This window comes from Mesorhizobium sp. B1-1-8 (genome assembly GCF_006442795.2).
Classification (GTDB): domain Bacteria; phylum Pseudomonadota; class Alphaproteobacteria; order Rhizobiales; family Rhizobiaceae; genus Mesorhizobium.
This window is the reverse complement of sequence record NZ_CP083956.1, coordinates 2,180,322-2,197,924: the sequence shown is the minus strand read 5'-3', so window position 1 is coordinate 2,197,924 and position 17,603 is coordinate 2,180,322. Positions and strand designations below refer to the sequence as shown.

Annotated in this window: 17 protein-coding genes; 6 read left to right on the top strand and 11 right to left on the bottom strand. The window is 64.4% G+C overall.

From position 1 onward, the window contains the following. Positions 1-23: 23 nt before the first annotated feature. The 8 genes from FJ974_RS10795 to FJ974_RS10755 all read right to left on the bottom strand — a co-directional run bounded on the left by FJ974_RS10795 (position 24) and on the right by FJ974_RS10755 (position 8,784). Positions 24-1,097: an ABC transporter ATP-binding protein gene (locus tag FJ974_RS10795; protein WP_140531707.1), complete on the bottom strand. Its 1,074-nt coding sequence runs from the start codon at positions 1,095-1,097 to the stop codon at positions 24-26. Further along, complete coding sequence (locus FJ974_RS10790; RefSeq protein ID WP_140531710.1) at positions 1,094-1,894, bottom strand: ABC transporter permease; 801 nt, start codon at positions 1,892-1,894, stop codon at positions 1,094-1,096. The genes FJ974_RS10795 and FJ974_RS10790 overlap by 4 nt, the downstream gene beginning before the upstream one ends. Before the next feature lies 1 nt (position 1,895). Then, complete coding sequence (locus FJ974_RS10785) at positions 1,896-2,756, bottom strand: ABC transporter permease (RefSeq protein ID WP_140531713.1); 861 nt, start codon at positions 2,754-2,756, stop codon at positions 1,896-1,898. Between the two features lie 61 nt (positions 2,757-2,817). Then, positions 2,818-3,822: an ABC transporter substrate-binding protein gene (locus FJ974_RS10780; protein ID WP_140531716.1), complete on the bottom strand. Its 1,005-nt coding sequence runs from the start codon at positions 3,820-3,822 to the stop codon at positions 2,818-2,820. A 66-nt stretch (positions 3,823-3,888) separates the two neighbouring features. Further along, on the bottom strand, positions 3,889-5,361 hold the full coding sequence (locus tag FJ974_RS10775) for an aldehyde dehydrogenase (RefSeq protein ID WP_140531718.1): 1,473 nt from the start codon (positions 5,359-5,361) through the stop codon (positions 3,889-3,891). A 12-nt stretch (positions 5,362-5,373) separates the two neighbouring features. Next, on the bottom strand, positions 5,374-6,411 hold the full coding sequence (locus FJ974_RS10770) for an LLM class flavin-dependent oxidoreductase (RefSeq protein ID WP_140531721.1): 1,038 nt from the start codon (positions 6,409-6,411) through the stop codon (positions 5,374-5,376). Next, positions 6,408-8,204, bottom strand: coding sequence for an alpha/beta fold hydrolase (locus tag FJ974_RS30290; protein ID WP_140531723.1), 1,797 nt, complete (start codon positions 8,202-8,204; stop codon positions 6,408-6,410). Before FJ974_RS30290 ends, FJ974_RS10770 begins: the two co-directional genes overlap by 4 nt. Then, on the bottom strand, positions 8,197-8,784 hold the full coding sequence (locus tag FJ974_RS10755; protein ID WP_140531726.1) for an amino acid synthesis family protein: 588 nt from the start codon (positions 8,782-8,784) through the stop codon (positions 8,197-8,199). The genes FJ974_RS30290 and FJ974_RS10755 overlap by 8 nt, the downstream gene beginning before the upstream one ends. A 135-nt stretch (positions 8,785-8,919) precedes the next feature. On the opposite strand from FJ974_RS10755, the gene FJ974_RS10750 reads away from it, so the two are divergent. Then, positions 8,920-9,690, top strand: a complete 771-nt coding sequence (locus tag FJ974_RS10750; protein WP_226891553.1) for a GntR family transcriptional regulator — start codon at positions 8,920-8,922, stop codon at positions 9,688-9,690. A gap of 297 nt (positions 9,691-9,987) precedes the next feature. On the opposite strand, the gene FJ974_RS10745 is transcribed toward FJ974_RS10750, so the two are convergent. Beyond that, positions 9,988-11,139: a LacI family DNA-binding transcriptional regulator gene (locus FJ974_RS10745; RefSeq protein WP_226891551.1), complete on the bottom strand. Its 1,152-nt coding sequence runs from the start codon at positions 11,137-11,139 to the stop codon at positions 9,988-9,990. Positions 11,140-11,276: 137 nt separating this feature from the next. On the opposite strand from FJ974_RS10745, the gene FJ974_RS10740 reads away from it, so the two are divergent. Genes FJ974_RS10740 through FJ974_RS10720 form a run of 5 tightly spaced genes read left to right on the top strand, consistent with a single transcriptional unit; the run spans position 11,277 to position 15,989 of the window. Beyond that, positions 11,277-12,320: an ABC transporter substrate-binding protein gene (locus FJ974_RS10740; RefSeq protein ID WP_140531729.1), complete on the top strand. Its 1,044-nt coding sequence runs from the start codon at positions 11,277-11,279 to the stop codon at positions 12,318-12,320. 27 nt (positions 12,321-12,347) lie between these two features. After that, a complete protein-coding gene (locus tag FJ974_RS10735; RefSeq protein ID WP_140531732.1) occupies positions 12,348-13,388 on the top strand; it encodes an ABC transporter ATP-binding protein in 1,041 nt (346 codons plus the stop codon). Further along, positions 13,385-14,275, top strand: coding sequence for an ABC transporter permease (locus FJ974_RS10730; protein ID WP_226891550.1), 891 nt, complete (start codon positions 13,385-13,387; stop codon positions 14,273-14,275). The genes FJ974_RS10735 and FJ974_RS10730 overlap by 4 nt, the downstream gene beginning before the upstream one ends. A 3-nt stretch (positions 14,276-14,278) precedes the next feature. Then, the gene (locus FJ974_RS10725; protein WP_140531734.1) at positions 14,279-15,070 is read left to right on the top strand and encodes an ABC transporter permease; all 792 of its coding nucleotides are present in this window, start codon (positions 14,279-14,281) and stop codon (positions 15,068-15,070) included. A gap of 19 nt (positions 15,071-15,089) precedes the next feature. Continuing rightward, complete coding sequence (locus tag FJ974_RS10720) at positions 15,090-15,989, top strand: 5'-methylthioadenosine phosphorylase (RefSeq protein ID WP_140531737.1); 900 nt, start codon at positions 15,090-15,092, stop codon at positions 15,987-15,989. Between the two features lie 149 nt (positions 15,990-16,138). Here FJ974_RS10720 and FJ974_RS10715 read toward each other — a convergent pair whose 3' ends face one another. Together FJ974_RS10715 and FJ974_RS10710 are read right to left on the bottom strand one after the other, a co-directional pair. Next, positions 16,139-16,306 (bottom strand): hypothetical protein, encoded by a 168-nt coding sequence (locus FJ974_RS10715; RefSeq protein ID WP_181177046.1) that lies wholly within the window; start codon positions 16,304-16,306, stop codon positions 16,139-16,141. Between the two features lie 353 nt (positions 16,307-16,659). Then, positions 16,660-17,589: a DUF2493 domain-containing protein gene (locus FJ974_RS10710; RefSeq protein WP_140531739.1), complete on the bottom strand. Its 930-nt coding sequence runs from the start codon at positions 17,587-17,589 to the stop codon at positions 16,660-16,662. Between the last annotated feature and the right edge of the window lie 14 nt (positions 17,590-17,603).

The following is a 17,603-nucleotide window of genomic DNA, read 5'->3' as shown; positions in this document are numbered from 1 at the left end:
CGTGATCTGACCAAATCAGGCATTCAGGCTGGAAACAGGAAGGCGGAAGCAGGATCGAAGAAGATGCGTCGACCCGATGCCGGGCCGTCCGGTTGCGCCGCGTCCGAGGTCGGCCTGACGTCGATCTCCTCGCCCGACGCAGTGCGCGCCACGACGCGGCGGCGGTCGCCAAAGAAGGCGGCGTCGACGATTTCAACGGTGAGCGCAGCGTTTCCCGGTGTAGCGATGAGGCGGAATGCTTCCGGCCGCACCATCAGCCTGGCCTTCTGGCCGCGATCGAGGACTTGCGTGGTCTTTACGCCCCTGACGATCGAGCCATCGGCCAGCCGCACGGTGGCCGCGCCGCTCTCGGTCTCCAGATGCTCCGCCGGCAGGAAATTGGAGTTGCCGATGAAGCCCGCGACGAATTCGCTCGTGGGCCTCAGATAGAGGTCCTCGCCGGTGCCGATCTGCGCGATGCGCCCGCTCCTGAACAGGGCGATCCGATCGGAAAGATGCAGAGCCTCCTCCTGGTCGTGCGTGACATAGAGGATGGTCACCCCCGTCTCGCGGTGGATGCGGCGGATCTCAGCCTGGATTTCCTGGCGCAACTTCTTGTCGAGCGCCGACAGCGGCTCGTCCATCAGAAGGATCGGTGGATCGTAAGCGAGCGCGCGGGCAAGCGCCACGCGCTGCTGCTGGCCGCCCGACAGCGCACCCGGATAGCGCTCGGCGAAACTGTCCAGGCGCACCAGCGCGAGCATGTCGGCGACCTTGCGTTTCACCTCGCGGTCCGGCCTGCGGCGCACGCGCAGCGGAAACGCCACGTTCTCGGCAACGCTCAGATGCGGAAACAGTGTATAGCGCTGGAAGACCATACCGATATTGCGTTTATGGGAAGGTACGGCAAGCAGCGACTTGTCTTCGAGCAGCACGTCGCCCGACGTCGGGTCCTGGAAGCCTGCGATCGCATAGAGCGTCGTCGACTTGCCGGAGCCGGACGGTCCCAGGAAGGTTAGGAATTCGCCCTTGGGAACATCGATGGTGACGTCATGGACGGCTACGAAGCCACCGAACGTCTTTCTCACCGCGCGTATGGACAGGAATGGCCGGGTCATCTGGACAGTTTTCTGCGAAGGAGTGCGGTCACGATCATCAGGCAAAGGGTGAGGCCGACGAGCAGGCTGGAGGCGGCGGCGACGACCGGGCTCAGGTCCGCGCGCAGGCTGCCCCAGATCTTCACCGGCAAGGTCTGCAATGTCGGGCTTGCCATGAAGATCGCCACCACCACCTCGTCCCAGGAGGCGAGGAACGAAAAGATTGCGGCCGAGAAGATGCCGATGCGGATCGAGGGCAGCGTGATTCTGAGCCTCGCCTGCAGCGGGCTGGCGCCGCAGACGATCGCTGCGTCCTCGATGGATTTATCGAAGCCCTCGAGCGCGGTCGCGATCGGAATGATGGCGAAGGGCAGCGCCAGTATGGTGTGGGCGATGACGAAGCCGACCGTGGTGCCGGCAAGGCCGAGGCGCAGGAAGAAGGCGTAAACGGCGATGGCGAAAACCACGACCGGCAGCACCATCGGCGTCAGCAGCAGCGCACGCAGCAACTGTCGTCCGGGAAACTCGCCCCTGACCAGGCTGAAGGATGCAAGCAAGCCGATCAGCACCGAGAGGATGGCGGTCATCGCGGCGATGCGCGCGCTGGTCAGAGCCGCGTCGATCCGGGTCGGATCGGCCAGCAGTTCCTGGTACCATTTCAGCGTCCAGCCGGGCGGCGGAAAGGCCAGCCAGCGCGACGAGCCGAACGACAGCAGGACGATGAAGACCACCGGCAGCAGAAGGAAAGCGGCGACCAGCGCGGTGAAGCCGCCAAGCGCCGCGCGCAACCATCCGAGCCTTTCATAGTCGAGCAGCATGTCAGAGCCCTCCGGCTGGGCGCCTGGCGCCGACGAGGCGAAGCTGGAGCGCGTAGAGCGCCATGGTGACGACCAGGAGTACGAAAGCGGCCGCACTGCCGAGTCCCCAGTTGAGCAGCGACTGCACCGTCTGGGCAATCATCTCGGCGAGCATCATGTTGGACGTACCGCCGAGCAGAGCCGGCGTCACGAAGTAGCCAAGCGACATCACGAAGACCATCAGCCCGCCGGCGGCGATGCCTGGAAGCGACAGCGGCAAGAGGACCCGGCGGAATGCCTGGGACGGGGTAGCCCCGCAAAGGGCGGCGGCGCGCAGCGTCATCGGATCGATCGCGCGCAGCGTGCCGACCAGCGGCAGGATCATGAAAGGCAGCATGATGTAGACCATGCCGATGGTGACGCCGGTCAGATTGTTGATGAGCGGCAGCGGCTCATGGATGATGCCGAGCCCCATCAGCGCCCGGTTGATCACCCCGGTGCGCTGCAGCAGCACCATCCACGCATAGGTGCGGGTGAGAAGGTTGGTCCACATCGACAGGATGATGATACCGAAGACGATCGAGCCGAGCGCCGGCGGCATGATCGCCAGCATCCAGGCAACCGGAAACGCCACGACGATGGTGACGGCGGTAACGACGGCAGCGACCAGGAAAGTGTTGAGGAACACGCGCACATAGGTGCCGCTGCCGAACAGCGCGGCGTAGTTCTGCAGGCCGGGCTCGGGGTCGGTGACGCTGCGCAGCAGCAAAGCGACGACCGGCACGATGAAGAACAGGCCGACAAGGATCAAGCCCGGCAAGGCGCCGCCGCTGCCGGTCGGCAGGCCGGCGATCGAGCCGCGTCTGAGAGAGATTCCTTGCATCGAGCGGTTCCGCTGTCCCGGCAGGGCGCGGTGCGCCGCGCCCTGCCAGTTTCCTATGGCGCTACTTGGTCTGCCAGGCGTACCAGCGCGTGGCGATCTCGTCGCGATGCTCGGCCCAGTAGTTCATGTCGAGGTTGATCTGGCCGTCGACATGGGCGTCGGGCAGGCCCTTGACAACATCGGCGGCCATCTCGGCTTTGGCCTTGGTGTTGATCGGCGCGTAGCCGCTCGCCTCGGCGAACTTCGCCTGGCCGGTCGGGCTGGTGGCGGCGGCGAGGAACTTCATGGCGCTGTCCTTGTTCTTGGCGCCCTTCGGGACGACGAGAACGTCGGCTGCGGTGAGGTTCTGGTTCCAGGAGACGCCGACATCGGCGCCGTCCTTTTCAAGCGCGAAGACACGGCCGTTCCAGAGCTGGCCGAAGGCAGCCTCGCCCGAAGCGATGAGCTGCTGCGACTCCGCGCCGCCGCCCCACCACACGATGTCCGACTTGATCGTGTCGAGCTTCTTGAAAGCGCGGTCGAGGTCGAGCGGATAGAGCTTGTCGGCCGGAACGCCGTCGGCGAGCAGCGCGACCTCGATCACACCTGGCGCCGACCATTTGTAGAAGGTGCGCTTTCCGGGAAACTTCTTGGTGTCGAACATGTCGGCCCAGCTCGTCGGTTCGCCGGAGACGGCGCCCTTGTTCCAGGCAAGCACGAAGGAATAGTAGAAGCTGCCGACGGCATATTCATTGCTGAAACGGGGATCGAGGTCTGCCTTCGGCACGACGGCGAAGTCGATCGGCTCGAGCAGCCCGTCCTTGGCCGCCTTGATGGCGAAATCCATCTCGACGTCGACGACGTCCCAAGTCAAGTTTTTGGCGTCGACCATGGCTTTCAGCTTGCCGTAGTCGGTTGGTCCGTCCTGCAGCACCTTGATGCCTGACGAGGCGGTGAAGGGCTCGGCCCAGGACTTGGTCTGGGCCTCCTGGGTCGTCCCACCCCAGCTGGTGAACACCATTTCATCGGCCTTGGCGGCGCTCGCCGAAAGCAGTCCGGCGAGGACGCCGGCTAAGATCAGTTTCATGTCATTCTCCTCTGATTTCTCTGTTCCGTTTCTTTGTTCTTGTCTGTGCACCCTCGTCATACGGCCTCAGCGCATGACGAAAGGATCGGGGATCGGCTCGTCCGAGATCTTGATCCAGACCGATTTCGAGCGGGTGTAATCGCGGATGGCGTCGAGCCCACCTTCGCGGCCGAGACCGGACAGACCGTAGCCGCCGAAGGGGACGAGCGGCGAGACGGCGCGGTAGGTGTTGACCCAGACGACGCCGGCATGGATATCGCGCGCCATGCGATGCGCCTTGCCGAGATTTGAGGTGAAGACGCCGGAGGCGAGACCGAAGGGCGTGTCGTTGGCGAGCGCCAGCGCCTCGGCTTCTGTATCGAAGGCAAGCACGCTTAGCACCGGCCCGAACAGCTCCTCACGAACGCAGGGCAGGTTGATGTTGCCGGCATCGACGATCGTCGGCGCGTAGTAGAAGCCCGCGCCGATTTCCGGCCGCTTGCCGCCGGTGATCAGCGCGCCGCCGGCGGCGATACTTTCGGCGACGATCGTCTCGATCCGGTCGCGCTGGCGCTGTGTGGCTAAAGGCCCCATCTCTGTCGTCGGGTCTTGCGGGTCGCCGATGCGGATGCCCTCGGCCTTGCGCTTCAGCCGGGCGAGGAATTCGTCCTTGACAGCGCTTTCGACGAGCAGCCGCGACCCGGCGACGCAACTCTGGCCGGTCGCCGCGAAAATACCTGCGACGACGGCGTTGGCGGCGCTGTCGAGATCGGCGTCGGCGAAGACAACGACCGGGCTCTTGCCGCCGAGTTCGAGGGTCGTGTAGGCGAGGTTTTCCGCCGTGTTCCGGACGATGGCGCGGGCGGTCGAGGGGCCGCCGGTGAAGGCGACGCGCGAGACCATCGGATGGCTGGTCAGGCGGCGGCCGCAATCCTGGCCGAAGCCGGTGAGGATGTTGACGGTTCCGGCGGGAAAGCCGGTTTCCCGTACGAGTTCGGCAAAGGCGAGCAGCGGCGCCGGGCCGTCCTCTGAGGCCTTGAGCACCACCGTGCAGCCCGCGGCCAGCGCCGGGCCGAGCTTGACCGCCGAGAGGAAGAGCTGCGAATTCCACGGCACCACCGCCGCAACGACGCCGATCGGCTCGCGGCGGATGGTGACGTCGAGATCCGCCTTATCGATCGGCACATGCGCGCCTTCGTGCTTGTCGGCGAGCCCGCCATAGTAGCGGTAATAGTCGCCGACATAGGCGATCTGGGCGCGGGTCTCGCGGATGATCTTGCCGGTGTCACGCGTCTCCAACTCGGCCAGACGGCCGGCATTGGCGGCGACGAGGTCGCCGAGCCTGACCAGCAATTTGCCGCGCGCGGTCGCCGTCATCGAGGCCCAAGGTCCGGAGTGCAACTCGCGGTGCGCGGCCTCGACGGCACGGTCGACGTCGGCTTCGCTTGCCGCGGGCATCTTCGCCCATGGCGCGCCGGTCGACGGATCGACGCTGTCGAAGGTAGCTGATGGCTCGTCGAAGCGGCCGTCGATGAAATTCCTGAAGAGAGCGTCGGTCATGCAAGCTCGCGATCAGAGGAAGGCCGGCATTACCCGGTCGATGAATAGTCGCAGCGATTTCTTCTTGCGCTCGTGCGACAGCCCGCTGTCGATCCAGATCGAATACTGGTCATAGCCAAGCGCCTCATAGGCCTTCAGCCGGCCAATGACTTCGTCTGCTTCGCCGATCACCAGGTTTTGGCGCATCTTGTCCGGCGCATATTGCGGCATGGCGGCGATCTCGTCGGCGCTCAGCGGCTCCAATATGCCCTGGCGCACCGGCTTCTTGTTCTGGAACCAGGCGCCGAACTGGCAGTAGAAGTTCGACAAATGCTTGCTGAGGCGGTCGGTGTCGGTCGCGTCCTCGGCAACGAATGTGTGCATCAGCAGCATGATTTCCGGCCGTTCGATGTCCGGATGCGCGGCGCAGGCGGCGTTGAAGCGCTGCATCAGGGTTGCCACCTCGTCGTCGCCGGAAGCCAGCGGCGTCACCTGCACCTTGCATTTGTTGGCTACCGCAAAGTCGTGCGAGTTCGGGTCGCGCGCCGCCACCCAGATTGGCGGATACGGCTTCTGCAGGGGCTTTGGCGAGGAAGTGGTGGAAGGGAACTGCCAGAACTCGCCGGAGAACTCGAAATCGCCGTCCCACAGGCCGCGGATCGCCGGGATGATCTCGCGCATGCGCTGGCCGGCGCCCCAGGCGTCGAGCCCCGGAAAGACACGCTGGTATTCATAGCTGTAGGCGCCGCGCGCGATGCCGATATCGAGACGACCGCCGGTGATGACGTCGGCCATTGCCGCTTCGCCGGCGAGCTTGATCGGGTGCCAGAATGGCGCGATCACGGTTCCTGTGCCGAGTCGGATGCGGGTCGTCTTTGCCGCCAGATAGGCGATGTTGATGAAGGGATTGGGCGAGATGGTGAACTCCATCCCGTGGTGCTCGCCGATCCAGGCGGTCTCGAAACCCGCCTCCTCCGCAAGACCGACCAGTTCACCGAGCTCACTCAGCAGCTCCGAATGCGGCTTGGCGAGATCGGTGCGTTCCATATGCACAAAGAGCGAGAACTTCATCCCTGGTCACCTGTATTGAGCGAAGCGGCAGCGGCCCTAGCAAGCGGTCGCACCTCGCCTTCGACTTCGTTGCCGACATAGACGCCGAACGCATCCTGCGTGCACTCGCGCACATAGCGGGCAAGCATGGACAGGATCGCCGGATCGGCGATCTTCAAGTCATCGATCGCGTCGATGTCGATCAGCCGGATGCCGCGATCGCTCGACGCCGGTATATCGAAGGTGCCGCGATAATAGACATGCGTGCGCGAGGCGTCGCCGGCATCATCCCAGACAGCGAAGAGGAAGCCGAGCTGCGCTTCGATAGCCTTTGCGGCAAGGAGCCCCCTGAGACTTTTGCTGTCGGCAGCCAAGCCCAGTCCTCGCCCTCTCGGCAGCTCGAACGAACCGTCCGGCGTTTCGAAGAACAGGATCCTGCCGCCGTTTTCGAGGATGGCGCCGACATCGGTGCCGGGCTGGGCGGCGGCGAGTGCCTCCTGGCTGAGGCCGGGGGTGATATAGGCGCCGCGACAATAGCCGAGAGGCTGCGCGGAATTGTGCTGGAAATCGCGGACGCGACCGATCAGGATCGAATGGTCGCCCGCCTCGACCAGCCGCTCCATATCGCAGTCGAAGGCTGCGACCGAGCCGTCGAGAACCGGACTGCCGGTCTGTCCCGGGCGCCAGTCGACATGGACGAATTTATCCGCTGCCTTCGAGGCAAAGATGCCGGAGGCCGCCTTCTGGTCCTCGTTCAAGACATTGACGGCGAAGCTTTTCGAGGTCGCGAAGACCGGATGTCCCAGAGCCTTGTGGGCGATGCAGACGAGAACTAGCGGCGGATCGAGCGACACGGAGGTGAAAGAGTTGGCGGTGAAGCCGCGGGGCTCGCCTTCCGGTCCGATCGTTGTGACAATGGTGACGCCGGTGAGGAAAGAACCCAGTGCGCGGCGGAAATCGCTGCTGTTGAAACTGGTATGCGCCCCGTTGCTTTGCTCGGCGACTTCGCCTTCGGCGAGGAAGTCGACGATGTGGCGCGTGGTGACGTCGGGCGCCGCCACCGCCATCATATGCCGTTCGCCGGGCAGCACGGTGCAGCGGCCCTGCGGCGCCAGTCGCGCCATGGCAGCGGACATTGCAGGCGAAGAGTTCTTGTCCTCTGAGCCGGTGATGAACAGTGCCGGCACGGCCAGCGTCTGCAGGCGCTCGGCGTGATCGCCGTCGGCACGGGCGAACAAGCGGTAGGTGCGGGCATAGCCCTCGGGGTCGACTTCGCTCAACGCCTCCGCCGCCTTTTCAGCGGCCGCCGCAAGCTCGGCCGGGACCGGATCGCCGAACCAGCGGGCGATGGTCTGCGCGGCGCCCGCCGCGTCGCCACGGCCGGTGAGCGCTGCCGCGCGCTCGCGGACTGCCGCGGCCAGTTCAGGTGGACGGCGGAACACAGCATTGAGCGAGACGATGCGGCTGACACGCTCCGGCGCGAGCAGGGCGAGTTCCTGCGCGACCAGCGCGCCCATCGAGTGGCCGACTACCGATACATGGTCGAAGCCGAGATGGTCGAGCAGCCGGATCGCCTGCGTGGCGTAGTCGGCCAGCTCCGGGGCCTGCGGCGGCAGCGGCGAGCGGCCGTGACCGAGCATATCGAAGCTGATGACGTCCCAACGATCCGCCATGCGCTCGATCTGCGGCTGCCAGATCGCCGCGTTCATGCCGACGCCGTGAATGAACAGCACCGGCGCGCCCGATCCGACACGGATGAAGCTGGTGCCGTCGGGCGCGGCGGCCCGGGTCCATCCGAGCGCGACGTCAGCCATGCAGGTCGCCCACTTCCTTGAGATCCTGGTAGCGGTCGCCGATACGGTGGTGCGGGCGCCCGCCGGTCGAAGCGCCAAGCGCCACGACCAGCTCGTCCGGCGCTGGCGCGTCGCCGACCTGGAAATGCACGGTTAGGTAGTGCGAGCGCCGGCCTTCGTCGTTCTTGTCCATCAGCGGGATCATGATCGGCGTGTTCGGTCCTCCGCGCAGATTGGTGAAGGCAAGGTACGTCTTGGCGCCGACGGCGCGGCGATAATGGTTGCCGAAATGCAGCGTGTGGATCAGCGCCGAGGCGTGCTCGATCTCGCCCGACGTGCCGCAGATGGCCGCCTTGCCGTAGCCTTCGATCGCCTCGCCCGAGCCCGCAGCGGCGATGATCTCGCGCGTCAGGATTTCTCCGAGCACGGGTGCACAGGCGCGGATCTCGGGCGAAAGATCCTCGGTGAAGCCGCGTCCCGCCCAGGGGTTTGTCAGCACCGCGGCAACGCCGATCAGACGCAGCGGCCGAGGCGCCGCCTTGCCGCCTTCGATCAGCGTGTTCTCGGTGTAGGTGACGATCTTGCGAATGGCCGGCTGCATGTAAACCTCTTTCGAACGGCGCTGCCAATTGCGCCATCCCTTTCATCGTCTTATGGTATACCATACTATGGAGCACCAAATCACTTGTCAATCGGCCACGGAATCGGTTTTTGTGGCGACGCAGGGAGCAAACACATGCAGGACGACTCGCTTCGCATCGATCGCAGCGCCAAAACCTTGAGAACATTGGCTCTTGAGCGCATGCGCGAGGCCATCATGGATTTTCATTTCCAGCCGGGCGAAAGACTGGTCGAGCGGCCGCTTTGCGACCAGCTCGGCGTCAGCCGCTCGGTTGTGCGCGAGGTTCTGCGGCAATTGGAGGCTGAAGGCCTGGTCCAGATGATCCCCGGACACGGACCGGCCGTGGCCAAGCCGGATCTTGGCCGCACCGACGAAATCTACGAGCTTCGAGCCCTGCTCGAAGGGATTGCGGCGCGCGCCTGCGCGCTGTCTGCGACCGATGGGCAGCTGGCAGCACTGGAGCATGCGCTTAGCGAACTCTTCGAAGCCTGGGCCTCGGGCAGGCCGCCGGCCGTGATGCGTGCGACGACGAAATTCTATGAAGCGCTGTTCGAGGCGGCCGACAAACGCGTCGCCTGGGAGATCGTAAGCGGGCTCAATGTACGCATCAATCAGCTGCGATCGATGACGATCGCCTCGGCGAACCGGCGCGAGCCAGCGATCGCCGAAATGAACGAGATCATGAATGCGATCAGGGCGCGCAAGCCGGATGAGGCCGAAGCCGCGGCGCGGCGGCACGTCGAATCCGCCTGGAAGATCGCCCGCACTGCGCTGCAGCAGGACGGTGAGTTTGGTTCGGCTGCCGAGAAAGCTGTCGACTCTGCAGACTCTGAACCGCCCACAGCCTCTCGTCTCAAGAGGGGCGGGCACCGGCCCATTCAATAATTTTCGAAATAAAGATTCGGTTCGTGATTGCAGTAGGTTGATCACTGCTGCCGGGGAGCAACCTAACAATGTCTGCGATCTGCCCTATTCACCCTACGAAGGCTCAGGCGCAATTATGACATCCAGCGCGGTCGGTGATGATTGTCTGCTTTCAGGAAGGATAAAGCCGATCCCTACGGCAGAGATTAGGCGCGTTGCCGTCCGGCTTCTACTCTACGAGAAGGGGCCGGTTGCGGACAGTCGGTTTCTGGGGTGCCTGAGCTAGGAACGGTCCGACACGCCTAAAGCTGCCAAGGCTTACACATCAGGTCCGCCGTACCGCTCGAAATGTCCCGGCATGATGATTTGTGTCAGGGGCGATCCTGGGTCTTCGATCTGGCGCAGCAGTGCGTCAACCGCCAACCGTCCGGCTTCGGCAAGATCGACGAAATGCGCGAGCAAGGGCACGGCCAGATACTTACTGAGCCGCGTGTTGTCCCGGACGAAAAGCCCGACATCACGTCCCGGCACCAGACCCCGCTTGCGCAGGGCACTGATCGCGCCCAGCAGTCCGAGCTCGCTTGAACACATCAAGGCGGTCGCCGGTTTCGGCAGGTCGAGCACCGATTCGAAGAACCTCTCGCTCGCCGCCATCGTGAACTCCTCATGTCCGACCAGCGATGGATCGAACGGAAGCCTGGCTTTGGCAAGGGCTTGCCGATAGCCGCGCAGCCTCTGCTCGCAGCTCTCGTCATCGCGCGTCAGCAGGTGGAGCGCTATCCGACGATGTTTTTGAGCGATCAGCTTGGTCGCGGCATCCCGAACCATCCCTTCATTGTCGACGTCGACATAAGCGTAATCCGGCTTTGTCGCCGAGCGACCGAATGCGACGAACGGGATGCTTCGTTCTTTAAGGAAGGCGATCCGGGGATCTTTCGCTGCCATGCGGGTAATAATGATCCCATCGCTGATCCCTGATTGCACCAGGCGCTGCAGCGACCAGAGCTGGTCCTCCTCCGGCCCGGTGGAAAAGATCGAGAGCGCATAGCCGTTCTCGGAGGCCGCCAGCGTCATCCCCTCGATGAGCGGGACCTTCGCGAGGTCGGCCACATAGGCTCGGGTTTCCAGCGGCAGGATTGCCGCGATCGTGCGGGTACGTCCGGTCCTGAGCGCCAGGCCGTGGATGTTCGGCGTATAACCCGCCTTCGCCGCCGCTTTCTGCACCCGAGCCCGGGTCCGGGGGTGGACTTCCGGCCCCTCCTTCAGAGCACGCGACACGGTGGTCACCGACAGACCGAGGCTGTTGGCGATCTGTCTCAGGTTCGGTCTGGCTGGTGGCGCCATGGTCTGGTCCGGTGCAATGCGTTCAGGCGGCAGGATGGCCAAATATCGGCTGAAAGGGAAGCCAATGCCGGCTTGGCGACCGTCCGGCGCCGCTGCCCGTAACTCCGGCCCCGCCGCGAATATCATTCGTGTACGTACGAATCCAGCTTGACAGTGTCGTGCATTTGGCCAATCGTAACGTTACAAATTTGATCGTAACGTTACGATTTGGCACGCGCAAGGCCGGACAACACGGTCACGCGGCCACAACAGGGAGGACTGACATGACTAAGCTTTTGCAATTCTCGACGCTGATCTTAGCTCTCTCGGCCGCGGTTCCGGCTTTGGCGCAGAGCGTCACGATCACTACGGCCGGCGGCGACTACGGCACCGGGATGAAGGAAGCGATGTGGGCGCCTGCCGGTAAGGCACTTGGGATCGACGTGCGCGGCGAAACCCAGAGCGACGGCATGGCCGCGCTCCGCATGCAGGTCTCCGCCGGGAACGTCACGACGGATATCATCCATCTTGGCTCCGGTGAAGGCGCGCAGGCCGCCGGTCTCGGCCTGCTGGAGCCGCTTGACGAGACCGTGGTCGATCAAAAGGCATTACCCGCCGGGGCGGCCTCGAAATTCTGCTATCCGTTCTCCTCCTATGGCACTGTAATGGCGTGGAACACCAAGACCTACGGCCAGAACGGGCCGAAGGACTGGGCCGAGTTCTGGGACGTGAAGAAGTTCCCGGGCCGCCGTGCGCTCCGGGCCAATGCGCAGGACCTGCTCGAAGCGGCGCTGCTCTCGCAAGGCGTCGCGCCGGAGAAGGTCTATGGCGCCTTGAGCGAGCCCGGCGGCATCAAGCGCGCCATCGACCGCCTGGCGGAACTGAAGCCCCACGTCGCGGTCTGGTGGACCTCGGGCGCGCAGTCCGCACAGATCCTCAAGGACGGCGAGGCCGATCTGGTCGAAACCTGGAACGGCCGTGCGCAGAGCGCCAAGGACGATGGCGGGGCGGCCGCATACACGTTCCACGGTTCGATCATAGGTACCGATTGCCTTGCCGTGCCGAAGGGCGCGCCACACAAGGCGGACGCAATGAAGCTGATCGCCGCCATGACGTCACCGGAGCGCGAGGCCAAGCTGACCGATTACATCGCCTATGGCCCGATGAACCAGGCAGCTTACGCCGGCGGCAAGGTTCCGGCCGATAAGATGGCGCTGCTCGCCACCGCGCCGGACAACGCCGTTGGCGTGGTCTATGCGGATGCCGCCTGGTGGGCGAAGCACGCCGACGAAGCCCAGGCCGCCTTCGACGCCATGATGAACCAGTAGGCGGCTGCCAGCCGAAAGGATCCCAGCATGGCTTCACCGCGCATAGCGCTCGAACGGGTGCGCAAGGTTTATGGCGGCCACGTCGCCCTCGACGACGTCAGCGTGGATGTTCGGCCGGGGGAGTTCCTGACGCTTCTCGGTCCCTCCGGCTCGGGCAAGACGACCTTGCTGATGGCGATCGCGGGGTTTGTCAGGCCCGAGACCGGGCTGATCCGGATCGGTGACGCCGACGTCACGCGCCTTCCGGTGAACAAGCGCGATATAGGCATCGTGTTTCAGAATTACGCGCTCTTCCCGCATATGAGCGTTCTGAGCAATGTCGAATACCCCCTGCTCCTGCGCCGGCGGCCGCGCGCCGAGGCGCGCAAGCGGGCGCGGGCCGCCCTCGCCCGGGCCCAACTGGAGGGATATGAGGCGCGCGATATCGCCGCGCTTTCGGGCGGCCAGCGCCAGCGGGTCGCACTGGCCAGGGCCGTGGTGTTCGAGCCGCGGGTCCTGCTCATGGATGAGCCGCTTTCGGCCCTCGACAAGAACCTCCGCGAGCAGATGCAATTCGAGATCCGAAAGCTGCAGCAGGATCTCGCGATCACCACGATCTACGTGACGCACGACCAGCGCGAAGCCCTGACCATGTCGGATCGCATAGCGGTGATGAATGCCGGCCGGATCGAACAGCTCGACGCGCCGCAGCCTATCTATCAACGCCCAAGGTCGCGCTTCGTCGCCGATTTCATGGGCGAATCGAACATCGTTTCGGCAGCGCTCGTGGAGCCGTTGGGATCGGCTCCGCCACTCGAGGGCACCCTGGTGATCCGCGCCGAGAACCTTGCACTGGAACGCGAGGCGGCCGGCGATGAAGGAGTCGTAATCAAAGGACGGGTCGCCGCCCATGCCTTCCGCGGCGAAACCTGGCACTTGCGCCTCGGCGTCGAGGGCGGACGGCAACTGCTGCTCAGCATTCCATCCGGAAAGTCGCTCGACCCGGCCGCCCTCCAGATCGGGCAGCGACTGACCGCCTACGCCGCGGCCCGGCACATCCACAGGCTCGACGGCGCCCCCGAAACGTGATCGCAACGACCGCAACGATGAATGCCGCCGGTCTGCGCCGCGACGCCGCGATCGAGCGCAGGTTCTTCCTGTCGCTCGCTTTGCCCTCGCTTGCTATCGTGGGGATCGGCGCAATCCTGCCGTTGTTCTGGATCGTGCAACAATCCCTGACGACGGCTCGGGGCGCCTTCACCGCGGGGAACTATACGGCGCTTCTGACGAATGGGCTCACGTGGCGATCCCTGCAGGTGACGCTGGAACTGTCCGGCGGGACCCTGCTTTGCTGTCTTCTGCTCGGCATTCCGCTTGCCTTTCTGCTGGCGAGCACGTCGCCGAGGATCGCCAGCCGGTTGATGGTGCTGGTCCTGCTGCCGCTGTGGACCTCGATCCTGGTCCGCACCTATGGCTGGCTGGTGCTGCTGCGGCGCGACGGACTGATCAATGATCTCCTGGTCGGCAGCGGGCTGATCTCCGAGCCCGTGCCACTGGTCTACAACTTCATCGGCACCTTGATCGGTATGGTGCACTACATGCTGCCGATCTTCGTGCTGCCCACCTATGCGGCGATGCGCGACATCGACGGCAATCTGGTCCGCGCCGCCGCCAGCATGGGCGCCAGCCTCTGGAATTGCTTCCGGACGGTGATCCTGCCGCTGTCCTTCGGCGGCATCGTTTCGGGCTCCGTCATCGTCTTCGTCTATACGCTGGGCTTCTTCATCACGCCGGCGATCCTCGGCGGCGGCCGGATCAGCCCGATCGCGATCCGAATCGACCGCACGCTCTCGACCCTGCAGGATTGGGGCGGCGCGGCGGCGCTCGGCATCCTGCTGCTGCTCATCGTCGCAGTCCTCGGCGTGACGGCGCTGGGAGCCGCCAGGTTAATCCGGTCGAAGCCGGCTGCGGACTGAACCATGCTGGACGTCTATCACGAAAGCAGTCTTGCCCGTGCCTTGCTCTGGTCGTTCGGCGCGCTTGTGCTGGCTTTCCTCATCCTGCCGACGTTGATCGTGGTGCCGATCTCGTTCTCGGGCTCCGACATGCTGGAATTCCCGCCGCGCAGTTTTTCGCTGCGCTGGTATGCGAGCTTCTTCGGTTCGGCCGACTGGATGGCCGCCCTGCGCACGAGCCTGATCCTCGCCGGGCTGACCGCGGCCGTGTCCGTGCCTGCCGCATTCCTTGCCTGCATCGCAATGGACCGGCTAGGCGGGCGGCTCGCCCGCGCAATCTATGCTTTCGCGGTGATCCCCTCAGTCATTCCCGGCATTCTGCTGGCGATCGGCCTGTTCTTCGTCCTGGCGAAGCTCCGGCTGCTCGGAACGCTCGGCGGCGTCCTCCTCGGCCATGTCGTCCTAGCCATGCCGGTTGCCGTCATCGTGCTCTATCCCGCCGTGCGCCGGTTCGACTGGGTGCAGCTTCAGGCCGCGCGCAGCCTAGGTGCCGGCTGGGGCGGCGCGATCGTCGGCATCATGCTGCCGCAGATGGTCCTTTCGTTGGTTTCGGCGGCGCTCATGGCGTTCCTGAGCTCGCTCGATGAAGCCGTCATATCGATCTTCGTATCGAGCGGCGCCAACACCACGCTGCCGAAGCTGATGTTCATTTCGCTGCGCGACCAGATCGACCCGACCATTGCCGCGATCTCGACGCTCTGGACCGGCCTCGTCGTTGCCGTCGTCCTCGTCTTCGCCGCGCGCCAGAAGCCCTAGACCCGACAGGAATGCCCGTATGACCATGAACAGCTCCGCCCCCGCGACCATCCCAATAGTCGAGCTGGCCCTCATCACCGGCTCGGCGAGTTGGGGGCTGGCCTTTCCGGAGGACGTGTCGATGGCCGGCGTCGAGGTCCTGGCCCGCGACATGGCGTTCGAGACGCCCTATGGGCGGACGGAGAACTGGAAGCTCCTGGAATTCGACGGCGCGATCACAAGCGACAGGCAGCCACGCCGGACGCTCTGCATGTATTCGCATGGCAACCCGCGGGACGAAGTCGATCATGCTTGCCATCGTCGTGCTTTCTGGGTGCTGCGACAGGCCGGGGTCAAGCGGGTGATCACCTGCTCGACGGTCGGCGCGGTCAACAGGGCGATCCGCGGCGGCGACCTGGTCATCGCGGCCGACATTATCGAGCCAACCCAGACGCCATATTCCCTTTTGCCGGGACGCCAGAAGTTCGACGCCAGCGGCAAGCAGATCGTCTGCACCAACTGCGCCACGATCCTGGCCGAGACGTCCAGCCGGCTTTGGCCATTGGAGGGGCGCGTCCACGGTATCGAACAAGGGCTGGTCGCCGGCCATGCCTATGGTCCGCGCCTGACCACACCGGCCGAGGCCATGATGTTCCGCACGCTCGGCGCCGATATAATCAACCACTCGATCGCCCCGGAGGCGACCCTGTCGCGCGAGATTGGCGCCTGCTTCATACCTTGCGCCTTTGTGACCGCGACGATGAACGACTACCTCGGTCGAGACCGCGGCACGCTCCTGCAGGCCGGCGTGCTTGAGCGTCTCTCGCAAATCACATCGACGATCGCTCTGACGACCGCAGCCACGCTTCCGGTCGGAGAACCCTGCACCTGTCACGCTCTCCTGACAGCACAGCCGCCGGAACGTTATGAGCGGTACTAACAGGCGGGCTTCATTCTGTAGCTCGACCTGGCGGCATTTTAAGGCCTTCCCCGCGGTCACCAGCGCGTCTGCTATTGGGCAGCAGGCCAGATCACCTCAACGACCGATCTGAGGCGCAAAGCGGCCGTTCATAGGAGAAGGCCCCTCGGCTATTCGGCATGAGGATCAATTTCCCCGACGATCTCCGAGACCTCGCCGTCATATTCGTCTGCGGGCACAACAGTAAGCGTGCCGTCGCCGGCGCGGAAGATGACGATGCTGACCATGAGGCTGGTGGCGAGGCTGAAAGCGAAGGCGTTTGCTTCTGCGAGGGACATCGATTCCGGCTCCTGTTTTGAAGCGGGGATCCAATCCCCGCGTGACAGGCGCCCGATGTGTCCGGCCGGGGCCGCAATCACCGTGAAGGCGAAGCCGAGGCGGCGGCACGCTTCGCGTAGTCCGACCCTTCATGGGTTGATGGCATCAGGCCTGCGCGGCCGGACCAAGGAATTGCGCCCATGAACGCGGTGATGGTTCACACGTCCAGTTTGGGAGCCGTGGACATGGAGATTGTGGCTCGCCGGCGCGCGCTCGTCGCCGCCATAACGAGCACGCGCCAGGGCCGGACTAAAGTGTCGGACGAGTTGTCGACCGGCATGCCGGTGTCTCGCGCGCCGATCGAAGGCACCCCTCATCTGGTGCAGAATTTCATGACCGGGATGCCAAGCTTCCGCGCCTTGTCGGCAAGGTTGTCCTGAATGCCTGTGCCTGGGAAATGGATGACGCCAATAGGCAGCGTGTCGAGCATGGCATCGTTGCGTTTGAAGGGAGCGGCTTTGGCGTGCCTGGCCCAGTCGGGTTTGAAGGCGATCTGTGGAACCTTGCGGTTGTGAGCCCATTTGGCCGCGATCAACTCCGCACCCCTGGGTGATCCGCCGTGGAGCAAGACCATGTCCGGATGCTTGGCATGGACTTGGTCCAGCTTGGCCCAGATCAGTCCATGGTCGTTGAAGTCGAACCCTCCGGTAAAAGCGACCTTCGGCCCGGGTGGCAGCAACAACTGGCTGTCGGCATGCTTCTTCGCAGCGAGGAAATCACGGCTGTCGATCATCGCGGCCGTCAGATTGCTGTGATTGACCTTGGAGCCCGCGCGCGGTCGCCAGATCGAGTGGGTATGGCGTTCGAAGTGCTCGGCGGCTTGGTCGCGCATCAACTCGAAGGCGTTACGGCGTTCAAGCAGCGTCTGTCCCTGGGCGGTGAGCCGTTCAAGTTCGACCGACTTGACCTCCGATCCGTCCTGCTCGCGCTGGAGGCGCTGCTGGGACAATTCGTTATCATCGAGTTCGCGCTCAATCCGATTGGTTGCGCGGTGGAACAGGTTGACCGTTCCCCAGAGCAGGTCCTCGAGGTCGGGTTCAAGGCGCGTATCGGAGAGCGCCGCCACGAGGGCATCGAACATGTCGGCTACGCTGCCTGCGACAACATTGGGCTCGGGAAGCGGGCGGGGATCGGGTTCGTCCTCGAACGGACGGTATCCATAAAGCTGAAGTTCCTGGAGGGCGTGATCAGTCGGGGATGACGCGTGCGGTGGTTCGTGGTCGGCGTGATGATGGTCGCCCATGGCAGCTTTCCTTG

Excerpts from the sequence above, each read along its gene's own strand:
- FJ974_RS10795 (WP_140531707.1), bottom strand. The coding sequence starts at position 1,097 with ATGACCCGGCCATTCCTGTCCATACGCGCGGTGAGAAAGACGTTCGGT.
- FJ974_RS10790 (WP_140531710.1), bottom strand. The coding sequence starts at position 1,894 with ATGCTGCTCGACTATGAAAGGCTCGGATGGTTGCGCGCGGCGCTTGGC.
- FJ974_RS10785 (WP_140531713.1), bottom strand. The coding sequence starts at position 2,756 with ATGCAAGGAATCTCTCTCAGACGCGGCTCGATCGCCGGCCTGCCGACC.
- FJ974_RS10780 (WP_140531716.1), bottom strand. The coding sequence starts at position 3,822 with ATGAAACTGATCTTAGCCGGCGTCCTCGCCGGACTGCTTTCGGCGAGC.
- FJ974_RS10775 (WP_140531718.1), bottom strand. The coding sequence starts at position 5,361 with ATGACCGACGCTCTCTTCAGGAATTTCATCGACGGCCGCTTCGACGAG.
- FJ974_RS10770 (WP_140531721.1), bottom strand. The coding sequence starts at position 6,411 with ATGAAGTTCTCGCTCTTTGTGCATATGGAACGCACCGATCTCGCCAAG.
- FJ974_RS30290 (WP_140531723.1), bottom strand. The coding sequence starts at position 8,204 with ATGGCTGACGTCGCGCTCGGATGGACCCGGGCCGCCGCGCCCGACGGC.
- FJ974_RS10755 (WP_140531726.1), bottom strand. The coding sequence starts at position 8,784 with ATGCAGCCGGCCATTCGCAAGATCGTCACCTACACCGAGAACACGCTG.
- FJ974_RS10750 (WP_226891553.1), top strand. The coding sequence starts at position 8,920 with ATGCAGGACGACTCGCTTCGCATCGATCGCAGCGCCAAAACCTTGAGA.
- FJ974_RS10745 (WP_226891551.1), bottom strand. The coding sequence starts at position 11,139 with ATGATATTCGCGGCGGGGCCGGAGTTACGGGCAGCGGCGCCGGACGGT.
- FJ974_RS10740 (WP_140531729.1), top strand. The coding sequence starts at position 11,277 with ATGACTAAGCTTTTGCAATTCTCGACGCTGATCTTAGCTCTCTCGGCC.
- FJ974_RS10735 (WP_140531732.1), top strand. The coding sequence starts at position 12,348 with ATGGCTTCACCGCGCATAGCGCTCGAACGGGTGCGCAAGGTTTATGGC.
- FJ974_RS10725 (WP_140531734.1), top strand. The coding sequence starts at position 14,279 with ATGCTGGACGTCTATCACGAAAGCAGTCTTGCCCGTGCCTTGCTCTGG.
- FJ974_RS10720 (WP_140531737.1), top strand. The coding sequence starts at position 15,090 with ATGACCATGAACAGCTCCGCCCCCGCGACCATCCCAATAGTCGAGCTG.
- FJ974_RS10715 (WP_181177046.1), bottom strand. The coding sequence starts at position 16,306 with ATGTCCCTCGCAGAAGCAAACGCCTTCGCTTTCAGCCTCGCCACCAGC.
- FJ974_RS10710 (WP_140531739.1), bottom strand. The coding sequence starts at position 17,589 with ATGGGCGACCATCATCACGCCGACCACGAACCACCGCACGCGTCATCC.